Source organism: Enterococcus sp. 2G9_DIV0600, from assembly GCF_002140615.1.
Taxonomy (GTDB): domain Bacteria; phylum Bacillota; class Bacilli; order Lactobacillales; family Enterococcaceae; genus Enterococcus_D; species Enterococcus_D innesii.
Window position 1 is genome coordinate 2,528,618 of the sequence record NZ_NGLL01000001.1, and the last position, 12,062, is coordinate 2,540,679.

General features: G+C 45.3%; 7 protein-coding genes. 5 read left to right on the forward strand and 2 right to left on the reverse strand.

Annotated elements, in window-relative coordinates; genetic code table 11:
• Window positions 1-154: 154 nt before the first annotated feature.
• The 5 genes from vanC (at window position 155) to vanS (ending at window position 5,790) form a co-directional block, all read left to right on the forward strand.
• Complete coding sequence (gene vanC, locus A5870_RS12185) at window positions 155-1,207, forward strand: D-alanine--D-serine ligase VanC (protein ID WP_086293084.1); 1,053 nt, start codon at window positions 155-157, stop codon at window positions 1,205-1,207.
• Entirely contained in the window at window positions 1,204-1,776 is a 573-nt protein-coding gene (vanXY, locus tag A5870_RS12190) for a D,D-carboxypeptidase/D,D-dipeptidase VanXY (RefSeq protein WP_086293086.1), read from the forward strand. Before vanC ends, vanXY begins: the two co-directional genes overlap by 4 nt.
• Window positions 1,773-3,875, forward strand: a complete 2,103-nt coding sequence (gene vanT / locus A5870_RS12195) for a membrane-bound serine racemase VanT (RefSeq protein ID WP_086293088.1) — start codon at window positions 1,773-1,775, stop codon at window positions 3,873-3,875. The genes vanXY and vanT overlap by 4 nt, the downstream gene beginning before the upstream one ends.
• 99 nt (window positions 3,876-3,974) lie before the next feature.
• Complete coding sequence (gene vanR-C / locus A5870_RS12200; RefSeq protein ID WP_034872470.1) at window positions 3,975-4,670, forward strand: vancomycin resistance response regulator transcription factor VanR-C; 696 nt, start codon at window positions 3,975-3,977, stop codon at window positions 4,668-4,670.
• The gene (gene vanS / locus A5870_RS12205; RefSeq protein ID WP_303393902.1) at window positions 4,660-5,790 is read left to right on the forward strand and encodes a vancomycin resistance histidine kinase VanS; all 1,131 of its coding nucleotides are present in this window, start codon (window positions 4,660-4,662) and stop codon (window positions 5,788-5,790) included. Before vanR-C ends, vanS begins: the two co-directional genes overlap by 11 nt.
• Before the next feature lie 83 nt (window positions 5,791-5,873).
• Here vanS and A5870_RS12210 read toward each other — a convergent pair whose 3' ends face one another.
• Both A5870_RS12210 and gltB read right to left on the reverse strand, forming a co-directional pair.
• Window positions 5,874-7,313 (reverse strand): glutamate synthase subunit beta, encoded by a 1,440-nt coding sequence (locus tag A5870_RS12210; protein WP_081118413.1) that lies wholly within the window; start codon window positions 7,311-7,313, stop codon window positions 5,874-5,876.
• A gap of 1 nt (window position 7,314) precedes the next feature.
• A complete protein-coding gene (gene gltB, locus A5870_RS12215) occupies window positions 7,315-11,820 on the reverse strand; it encodes a glutamate synthase large subunit (protein WP_086293090.1) in 4,506 nt (1,501 codons plus the stop codon).
• Window positions 11,821-12,062: the final 242 nt, after the last annotated feature.

The following is a 12,062-nucleotide window of genomic DNA, read 5'->3' on the forward strand; positions in this document are numbered from 1 at the left end:
ATAAGAGCGGCAGCTGTCGCCTTCCTTTTGTCATAAATTCGTCAGAATTTCATCACAAAAAGAAAAGAAAGATACCAGTAAGCCCGTAAATTTCTTTTTTCTTTCCTTGATAGACTGAATGTAGCAAGAATCGAAAAGTGGAAGGAAGAAAAACATGAAAAAAATCGCCATTATTTTTGGAGGCAATTCACCGGAATACACCGTTTCTTTAGCCTCAGCAACTAGCGCAATCGAAGCACTCCAATCATCTCCCTATGACTATGACCTCTCTCTGATCGGGATCGCCCCTGATGCTATGGATTGGTATTTGTATACAGGAGAACTGGAAAACATCCGACAAGACACGTGGTTGTTGGATAGGAAACATACACAGAAAATCCAGCCGCTATTCGAAGGAAACGGCTTTTGGCTAAGTGAAGCGCAGCAAACGTTGGTACCTGATGTTTTATTTCCCATTATGCATGGTAAATACGGGGAAGATGGCAGTATCCAAGGATTGTTTGAATTGATGAAGCTGCCTTATGTAGGCTGTGGGGTGGCAGCCTCTGCCTTATGTATGAACAAATGGTTGCTGCATCAAGCTGCAGCAACCATTGGCGTACAAAGCGCCCCTACGATTCTCTTGACAAATCAAGACAACCAACAGCAACAAATCGAAGCCTTCATCCAGACCCATGGCTTTCCAGTTTTCTTTAAGCCTAATGAAGCGGGCTCCTCAAAAGGGATCACAAAAGTAACTTGTGTTGAAGAAATCGCTCCTGCCTTGAAGGAAGCCTTCGCTTATTGTTCCGCAGTGCTCCTACAAAAAAATATTGCCGGTGTTGAGATCGGTTGCGGTATTTTGGGTAACGACTCTTTGACTGTCGGTGCTTGTGACGCTATTTCATTAGTAGACGGCTTTTTCGATTTTGAAGAAAAGTACCAGCTGATCAGCGCCAAGATCACCGTTCCTGCGCCATTGCCTGAAACGATTGAAACCAAGGTCAAAGAACAAGCTCAGTTGCTCTATCGTAGTCTTGGTCTTAAAGGTCTTGCTCGCATCGACTTTTTTGTCACGGATCAAGGAGAACTATACTTGAATGAAATCAATACTATGCCGGGCTTTACGAGTCACTCCCGCTATCCTGCCATGATGGCAGCGGTCGGCTTATCCTATCAAGAACTACTACAAAAACTGCTTGTCTTAGCAAAGGAGGAAGTCAAATGAATCCCTATCTACAGTTAGTTAGCAAAGAGTTTCCATTAGAAAAAAAACAAGAACCGCCTCATTTGGTCCTTGCTGCCTTTAGTGAAGACGAGGTTTACTTGCAGCCAGAAGCAGCCAAACAATGGGAACGCCTCGTCAAAGCCTTAAAACTTGAAGACGAGATCTGCTTATTAGATGGCTATCGAACCGAAAAGCAGCAACGGCATTTATGGGAATATTCCTTAAAAGAAAATGGATTATCCTATACGAAACAATTTGTGGCGTTGCCCGGCTGTAGCGAGCATCAGTTAGGCTTAGCGATCGATGTTGGATTAAAGGGTAGCCAAGATGATTTGATCTGTCCACGGTTTCGTGACAGCGCAGCCGCTGATTTATTTACCCAGGAAATGATGAACTACGGATTTATTTTACGCTACCCCGCAGACAAACAAGAAATTACAGGGATTGGTTACGAACCATGGCATTTTCGTTATGTCGGTTTGCCTCATAGTCAAATCATGGCCAATCAACAGTGGACCTTGGAAGAATACCATCAGTATCTTGAACAGACCACGAGGCAGTTCGCATGAAGAAGAATCAGGGAATCGAGCAGTTTCGAGTGCTATTAGCGATGATGGTGGTGGCGATCCACTGTCTACCCCTTCATCGATTGTGGCCCGATGGTGATATCCTGATCACATTGACTCTTTTCAGAATCGCCGTCCCCTTCTTTTTTATGATCAGCGGATATTACGTGTTCAGCGACTTGGCCACCCAAAACAGCTATCCTGCCAGACAGCGTGTCTGGCATTTTATTAAAAAGCAGCTGCAAGTCTATCTCATAGCCACACTGCTCTTTTTGCCGCTTGCTTGGTACAGCGGCATGTTAGGATTGAACATGCCCCTAGGCACTTTTATTCAAACTTTGCTAGTCAATGGCATCCTTTATCATCTATGGTATTTTCCTGCGATCATTACCGGCAGTCTTTTAGTGATGGGACTCTTGGTGCGCTTTTCTTTTAAACAAGTCTTTTTCATGGCTATCGGTTTATACGTGATTGGTTTAGGTGGGGACAGTTGGTCTGGACTGGCTGCCCAAACACCCCTCGCGTCATTCTATTCACTGATTTTCCAACTATTGGCTGGAACTCGCAACGGTATTTTCTTTGCTCCCTTGTTTTTGCTCTTAGGGGTACTAGCCAGAAGATTTGCCCAAAAATCTGCTTCGCCCCATCGCTATAGTTATCTAATGATTAGTCTGATTTGCTTGCTTTTGGAAAGTTATCTCTTGCATCACTTTACCACGCCGAAACATGACAGCATGTATATCTTTTTGCCCTTCGTTCTCTTGTTTTTATTTCCGATCATTCAGCAATGGCAAGCACCCATGATCTGGAAACAAGCGGGTCGTCTGTCCCTTTGGCTCTATTTGCTCCATCCTTATACCATTGCAGTAACCCATTTTCTTAGTCAGAAACTGCCCTTGCTTCAAAACAATCTAATCAATTACTTCGTGGTCTTAGGATTGACCATTGGTGTGGTTTATGGTCTCTTTACTTTGCAAAAGCTATTGCCGTTTCCGAAAAAAACGCCGCCCCACTTGCAGCGGGCAGCCAAAGAATTCTCAGCCCCCGCCCTGTTGCACAACTTGCAGGAAATCAAACGAGTGATTCCAGCCACAACAAAAGTGATGGCGGTCGTTAAAGCAGATGCCTATGGTTGCGATGCGCAATTGGTCGCTCGTACCTTGGAAAGAGTAGGCGTCGATTTTTTTGCTGTTGCCACCATAGAAGAAGCCATCGAATTACGGCGAGCTGGCATTAAAAGTCGCTTACTGATTTTAGGGTACACTTCTGCCCAACGTGTCAAAGAGCTGAACCGATATTCCTTAATTCAAACTATCGTCAGTGAAGCGCATGGACAAGCGTTAGCCCGATCAGGCCTTCCAATCGAATGCCATTTAGCGGTAGATACCGGCATGCATCGCCTAGGCGTTGCCCCTGACCTTGAAACAGTTAGAAGGCTTTACGCCTTGCCATGCCTCAAGATCACAGGCATTTTTTCCCATCTTGGCTCTTCAGATCAGCTAGATACGGCAAGTATCTTACGGACACAAGCCCAAATCACTTGTTTTGATGATCTATTGGCTGGCTTATCCGCTAGAAATATTGCCTATGGACTGACACATCTGCAAAGCAGTTACGGAATATTGAATTATCCAGAGAAACAGTATGATTATGTGCGCCCAGGTATTCTTTTAACTGGTTCACTAAGTGTCCCGAATGAACCAACAAAACAGAAGATAAATGTACAACCGATTTTGACTCTCAAGGCTCTACTGGTAGACAAAAAAACAGTCGCAGCCGGAGAAGCGATCGGCTATGGACTAGGCACTGTTTTTGATCGACCAGCCACGATCGGGATCGTTAGTATCGGCTACTGCGACGGGGTCCCCCGTGCCCTATCAAATCAAGGATTCCAATTGTCTTATCAAGGGGTTTTACTCCCGCAGATTGGGTTGGTTTGTATGGACATGCTCTTGATCGATTTAACGGACTATCCAGAACTGGCGGTCGAAAGTTCGCTCGAAGTAATCAGCGATTGGACGACTACAGCTGATCAAGCACAAACCATTACCAATGAATTGATCAGCCGCCTAGGTTCCCGCATCACCTCTAGTTCAAAGTAGAAAACGAATGCATTCGCTTACGGATTACGGTATGATGTGGGTAGAGTAAATGGTAATGTAAATGAAAAAATGATCGTAGATAGTTGGAGTGAATCAAGGATGGCAGAAAAAATAATCGTTGTTGATGATGAAAAAGAAATCGCCGAGTTAGTCACGACGTTTCTAAGAAATGAAGGCTTCCAAGTGGAACCTTTTTATGATGGAACGAGTGCTTTGGCTTATCTCGAAAAAGAAACAGTCGATGTGGCAGTTTTAGATGTGATGCTGCCGGATATCGACGGCTTTCAGCTGTTACAGACCATTCGCAAAACCCACTTTTTTCCAGTACTGATGCTCACTGCCAAAGGGGAAGATTTGGATAAAATTACCGGTCTAAGTCTAGGTGCAGATGATTATGTGACCAAACCTTTCAATCCATTAGAAGTTGTTGCTCGGGTCAAAACGCAACTACGGCGATACCAACGATACAATCAGTCAGCTGTTCCGCAGAAGATTGAAGAATACGAAAAGGAAGGCTTACTGTTGAAAATCAACAGCCACCAATGTTTTCTTTATGGCAAAGAGGTTTTTTTGACCCCCATCGAATTTAAAATCTTGCTTTACTTATTTGAACACCAAGGATCGGTCGTTGCCTCAGAAACCCTTTTTGAAGCAGTCTGGAAAGAAAAATATTTAGACAACAATAACACAGTGATGGCACATATTGCCCGTCTGCGGGAAAAGCTAAACGAACAACCACGCAAACCGAAATTAATCAAAACTGTATGGGGGGTCGGCTATATCATTGAAAAATAGAAGTCCATTGATTCGGAAACTTTTGACTCAATACTTTATCACCACAGGTGTTTTAATGCTCCTCTTGATTCTGATCCCTTTAACTGTTCGCTTTGTAGCAGGATTGAGGGTTTGGTACGGCTATGAACCCATTTATCAAATATTACGGCTTTTTGCTGATTATTGGCTCGTCTGTCTAGCTATCGGTGCCTTGCTGATCTGGGCAAGTACAACGATTTATTATATGAGTAAAGCCATCAGCTATTTGAATGAAACGATCCAAGCCACGAATCAATTGATTGCCGAACCCATGAAGCGAATCATTCTCTCCAGCAATCTGAACGATGTGCAAGAAGAAATGAACCAGTTACGAGAAAAAAATCTCCAAGATCAACGAGCAGCCAAAGAAGCAGAGCAGCGGAAAAATGATTTGATCGTCTATCTCGCACATGATTTACGCACACCTTTGACCAGTGTGATCGGCTACTTGACGCTGTTAGAAGAGGAACCGCAGCTTTCTACCGAACTACGGGCACGCTATACCAAGATCGCCTTGCAAAAAGCCCAGCGGCTAGAATTATTGATCAGCGAGTTTTTCGAAATCACCCGTTTTAATCTTACAACGATCGCCTTACAGACCGAAACCACGGATCTTAGCTTAATGCTGGAACAGTTGACGTTCGAATTTTTACCGCTGTTAGAAGAAAAGAATCTTCATTGGCAACTGCAGCTACAGAAAAAAGTCTTTGCGACCGTTGATACGGAGAAAATGGAACGCGTTTTTGATAACTTGATTCGCAATGCCATCAACTATAGTTATACCGATTCCCCCTTGCATTTAGCCATCAGTGCCTCTGATGATATCTTGATTCGATTGACCAATCATGGGAAAACGATCCCTGCTGAAAAAATTGGCTTGATTTTTGAGCCTTTTTATCGGATGGACGCTTCACGAGCGACTGCGACTGGTGGAACCGGTCTGGGGCTGCCGATCGCCAAAGAAATCGTTGAAGCATTAGGTGGAAAAATCTGGGCGGAAAGCCGTGACGAAACCATCGTCTTTTCGATTCGCCTACCAAAGGCATCATTAGAAAAAACAAAACCGTTGCCAGAACTCCAAACTTCTGAGCCAACTTCCTAACATGCAAACAACCTGAGCATTTCACTGCTCCCCTTCTGATTTAGAAGGAGGACGAGCTGCTCAGGTTGTTTTTTATTGATTGCTTATTGATACACCAATGATCGTAACGCTTGGTCGACTTTTTCTGCCGCTAGGCGTCCTTCACGAATCCCCCAGATCACTAAGCTTGGTCCTCTTTTAGCATCGCCTGCCACTAAGACCCGTTCATTATTTGTCGTATAATCATCATAAACTTCTCGCACACCAAAGGCATCAAAGAGTTGGGTCTCTGCGCCAATAAAGCCCATTGCCAACAAGACTAAATCCGCCTTGATCACTTGCTCTGTACCAGGGATCGGCTGAAACTGTTGATCCACAGAGACCGTTTCAATAGCAATCAACTGGCCACGTTCGGCGCCGATAAAGGCCGTTGTGGACACCCCATGATACGTCACTTGTGTTTGCAGCACTTCAGCCGCTTCTTCTTGCCCATAGCCTGTGCGGGCTGTCATTGGGTATTCAGGCCAAGGATTGCTGTCGGTACGTGTCAATGGCAGTTGGGGCGTGATCTCCAATTGGCGCACAGAAGCGGCTCCTTGCCGAATCGCTGAGCCAATACAATCATTTCCAGTGTCGCCGCCGCCAATCACGACGACGTGCTTGCCAGCAAGTTTTTTACTGGTTGCCGCTTTGCCATGCTTTAATACATCTTTGGTTGCTTCCGTCAAATAATCGACTGCGAATTGGACCCCAGTCAATTCACGACCAGGAATTTTCAAGTCACGAGGAACGCTAGCACCTGTCGCCAAAATGACCCGATCATACTGAGCAGCCAATTCCTCTGCTGACAAGTCACGACCGATCTCCGTATTAGCGACAAAGGTCACCCCTAGCTCTGCCATCAAGTCAATCCGTCGCTGCACGACATCTTTGTCTAATTTCATGTTTGGGATACCATACATTAGCAAACCGCCAAAGCGATCGCTGCGTTCATAGACCGTCACTTGATGTCCTAGTTGATTCAAGCGCCAAGCAGCGGATAAACCAGCCGGTCCACTACCAACGATGGCCACCTTGAAACCAGTCGCTTCTTGAGGCAACCCGGAAGCTTTGACCCAATCGTTTTCAAAAGCAGTATCGATAATAAAACGTTCATTGTCATGGATCGTGACACCTGAGCCATTCAGTGCCTCGGTACAGCCTTTTTCACATGGAGCAGGACAGACACGCCCTGTCATTTCTGGTAGTGGATTGGTTTTGGCTAAACGCTCAAAGGCGGCTTGGAAACGCCCTTGATAAACCAGATCATTCCATTCAGGAATCAGGTTGTCATTGGGACAACCTGAAACCGCCCGTTGCCCGCCGTAAAAAGAACCAGTATGACAAAAAGGAATGCCACAATTCATACAGCGCGCCGCTTGCTCTTGACGCTCATTTTCAGGCAATGGCGTCTGTAATTCTTGCCAGTCTTGGATACGTTCTGAAACCGGTCGGGTAGGATTTTCTACTCTTGGGTACTTTAAAAAACCAAATGGATCTGCCATATTAGTCGCGCTCCTTTCCTGGAATAGTCAATTGTGGACCGACGACGGCTTCGAAAGCTTTCGTCACAAGTTCCTCCCCGATAAATCCTTGCTCAGCCAAAGTCTCCGTTGCTTGGATCATCTGATGGTACTCTGTCGGATAGACTTTGATGAAATGTTGCTGATGATTTTCCCAATCTTCTAGGATCTCAGCCGCCTTCAATGAATCTGTATAGGCAAAATGCTGCTGGATCATCTCCTTCAGCTGATGGTCATCGCCACTTTCGCCAATCCGGTACAAATCAACCATTTCCCGATTGCATTTTTCTGCAAAAGTTTGATCAGGGTCATAGACGTATGCCACGCCACCGGACATTCCGGCACCGAAGTTGCGGCCGGTTTTTCCTAAAATCACCACGACGCCGCCAGTCATGTACTCACAGCCATGGTCCCCAACACCTTCTACAACGACTTTGGCTCCACTATTACGGACGCAAAAGCGTTCGCCAGCAATGCCGCGGAAATAGCCTTCACCCCGATTCGCCCCAAAACAAGCAACGTTACCGACAATCGGTGAATGCTCTGCGTCATAAGCGGCATCTTCAGGCGGCACAATGATCAAACGGGCACCACTCAGTCCTTTGGCTACATAATCGTTGGCCTCGCCAATCAGTTTCAACTGGATGCCTTGGGTGGCAAACGCCCCAAAACTTTGTCCAGCAATGCCGCGGTACGTAAACTGCAACAAACCTGGCGTTACTTCGTAATTGCCAAAGCGTTCTGCGATCCAGCCCCCTAAACGAGCGCCGACTGAACGTTGAACATTATTGATCGTATGATTCATAACGATTTCTTGATTATTGTCGATAGCTGCTTGGGCAAAAGCGTCTAATTCTGGCCACTGTCGTTTCTCAAGGAATGGGTCCGTCACTTTCCGTTCGATTGGGATCGTCGTCCCAATCATTCTAGAAAAGTCTAACGACTTTGCTTTGCCTTTGGCAACGAAGCGTGGTGTCAACACTTCCGCGTGTCCTACCATCTCATCAATCGTGCGAAACCCTAGCTCGGCCATTGTTTCCCGTAAATCTTCTGCTAAAAAGTACATCGTATTGATGATGTGCTCAGGTTTCCCTGCGAAAAATTTGCGCAACGCTGGATTTTGCGTAGCAATGCCGACAGGACATGTATTGATACTGCAAACCCGCATCATAACACAACCAATCGCAACTAGCGCTAAAGAGGCAAAGCTATATTCTTCTGCTCCTAAAAGAGCAGCAATGGCGATGTCTCGACCCGTCATTAATTTTCCATCTGTCTCTAAGGTCATTCGCTGCCGCAAATGATTCATAGCTAATGTTTGATGGGCTTCTGCAAGCCCCATCTCCCAAGGCAAGCCAGCATCACGAATCGAATTTCTCGGAGAAGCACCGGTCCCACCGTCATAGCCTGAGATCACGACTACGTCTGCGCCGGCTTTGACGACACCGGTAGCGATCGTACCCACGCCCGTACTAGAAACCAATTTGACATTGATCCGTGCATAGGGATTGATTGCCTTTAAGTCATAGATCAGCTGGGCTAAGTCTTCAATCGAATAAATGTCGTGATGTGGTGGCGGCGAAATCAATCGGACCCCAGGTGTTGAGCCACGAATCTCAGCGACCCACGGGAAGACTTTGTTGCCTGGCAATTGCCCCCCTTCACCAGGTTTCGCCCCTTGCGCCATTTTGATCTGGAGTTCGTCCGCACTCATTAAATATTCGGCGTTGACACCAAAACGGCCAGAAGCTACTTGTTTGATGCGACTATTATAATTAATGCCATTCACTGGTTTGAAACGATTTCGGTTTTCTCCACCTTCTCCACTGTTGGATTTTGCCCCGATCGCATTCATTCCTTCAGCAATACAGCGATGTGCCTCTTCACTTAGAGAGCCGTAAGACATCGCACCGACTTTAAATCGTTTGACGATCGTTTCAACTGGCTCCACCTCAGCTAATGGAATACTGCGTCTTGTGTTCGCAAAAGTCCACATAGAACGGAGGGTCGTTGGATTCTCTAACGCGTCTTGGTTCATCTCCGCCGCATATTCTTTATAAAGCGCATAGCTGCCGGTACGAACAGCTTTTTGAAATCCATAGATTGTTTTTGGATTGAACAGATGATGTTCCCCGTCAGCTTTGTATTGGAAACTACCACCCGAATCAAGATAATCCACGCGTTTCTCGCCATACGCCGCTTCATAACGCGTTAAGTATTCTTGCTCGATTTGTGCTAATGAAAGTCCACCGATACGAGTAACCGTGCCGGTAAAGTATTCGGAGATAACTTTCTCAGAGATACCAACAGCTTCAAACAATTGCGCCCCATGGTAACCGGCAATCGTTGAAATCCCCATCCGTGACATAATTTTGACAATACCTTTCTCACAAGCTTTGCGGTAACTTTCAATCTTTTCTGAAAGCTCAAAATGCGCCAATGTCTGGTAAGCCCCATAAGGGTGGACCCCACTTGCTCCGTAGCCGACTAACATGGCATAATGGTGGACCTCACAGACTTCCGCAGTATCCGCAACGATCGATGCCAAGGAACGTTTGCCTTTTCGCACCAAGTAATTGTGCAGGCCTGATACTGCCAAAAGGATCGGAATCGCCACTTTTCCTTCTTGCGGCTGAATGACTTCCCGATCACTTAAAATGACGATCGTTGCCCCAGAATCAATTTTTTGTTCCGTTTCTTTAAAAAGCGCTTCTAACGCTTGCTGCAATGCTGCTCCATTTTCTGGTACATAATCATAGAGAATCGACTGTAAAACTGCTTTTTGACCATTTTGATCTAACTGTTTGATTTTTTCATATTCACTCGTTTTTAACACAGGACTAGCAATCTTCAGCTTATTGCAATTGATTCGAATGTCCTTTGAAACATCACCATCTCGACCTAAAAACAGTTCGGTACCAATTACCAATTTTTCACGAATCGCATCGATTGGCGGATTGGTCACTTGAGCAAATTGTTGTTTAAAGTACGTAAACAAAGATTGGGGACGTTCGCTTAAGATGGCTAAGGGTGAATCAAACCCCATAGAGATCACTGGTTCTTCTCCCGTTTGAGCCATTGGTAAAATCAACGTGCGAATGATCTCATCCGTGTAGCCATTTCGTTTCCAAAGGGTCTGGATCGCATCATCTGCCGTTTCCTCCTGTCTTTCTGCGTCAGGAAGCAGCTCTGGTGTTAATAAGTGATCCGCTAACCACTCTTGGTAAGGATGGGCGTTCGCATAATGCGCTTTGATTTCTTGATTTCGTAAGATCATCCCTTTTTGGGTATCCACCAAAAACATATTTGCTGGTCCAAGCACCCCTTTTTCAATCACTTCTGACGCTGGCAAATCGACAACCCCTGACTCAGAGGCCACGACTACAAACCCGGCTTTCGTGATCGAGTAGCGAGATGGCCGCAACCCATTTCGATCGAGTGCAGCTCCTACCAGATCCCCATCGGTAAAACACAAAGCTGCCGGTCCATCCCAAGGAGCCATAAAGCTCGCGTTGTACTCGTTAAAAGCTGTCAGTTCTGGCGTCAAGCCAGCTTCTTTAGACCAAGCTTCTGGCACCATCATCAACAGTGCTTGAGGAATATCTCGCCCTTGACGGTACAAATACTCCATACAATTTTCCAACTTCGCCGAATCAGAATTTTCATCATCATAGACTTCGATCTGATGTCCATGCATCCAATTTTCTGCCCCACGTAAGGTGTTGATTTCCCCATTATGAGCTAAGAAACGAAAAGGTTGCGCCCGACTCCAGCTTGGAAAGGTATTCGTTGAAAAACGAGAATGGGTCAAGGCAATACTGGAAGTCATTTCTGGGCTTTGAAGATCTTTGAAAAACAAGCCAACTTGATAGGCATGCAGCATCCCTTTATAAACAACTGTCTTACTAGATAAGCTGCAGATAGACAGCTCATCGGTATGATACGTTTTTTCCAGTTTTCGCCGTAACCGATAAAGCTGATCTTCAAAGGGACGGCCTGCAGCTACATCGACAGGTTTTTCAATAAAGACTTGCACAAATGAGGGCATGACTTTTTGCGCTCCTGGCCCACATTGATAATAATCATAAGGCACATCTCGTTGCCATAAAACCGTAAAACCCATTTGTTGAATGTCTTTAGCTACTTCTTCTTGGACCTGTGCTGCTCGGAGCTTTTCTTTCGGTAAAAAAAACATCCCAACAGCATAGGCGCCTTTTTCAGGCAATGGGATTTCGGCCTCTTTTGCTCGTTGTTGAAAAAATGGATCAGGCATCGCCATCAAAATCCCAGCTCCGTCTCCTGTGTCAGGTTCTGCCCCAGTTCCCCCTCGATGGTTCATCCGTTCTAACATCGTTAAGGCATTTTGCACAAGTTCTCGAGAATAGCGACCATCTTTTTGTGCAATAAAGCCCATCCCACAAGCATCTCTTTCAAAAGCGGCATCGTACATCATTTGGTTCGTTTTCCTCATCATCTCTAAATCACTCATGGAATCACACTTTCTTTCAATATTCTGAATATTCCGATTTTTAACAGTTTACAATCTGTTTTTCTATCTGGCAAGTTTTTTTTACTTGATCCGTGCTCGTTGATTTCTTCCTTCAAGGGTTACTTAAATCCATTGAACAAATAGTGACTAGTAAATCACAGGCAGGAATCTTCGTCTAATAAGGTTTTTTTATTATACAATAAACTGTCGGAAAATTATTGCAAACAAATGAGAATCGTTAT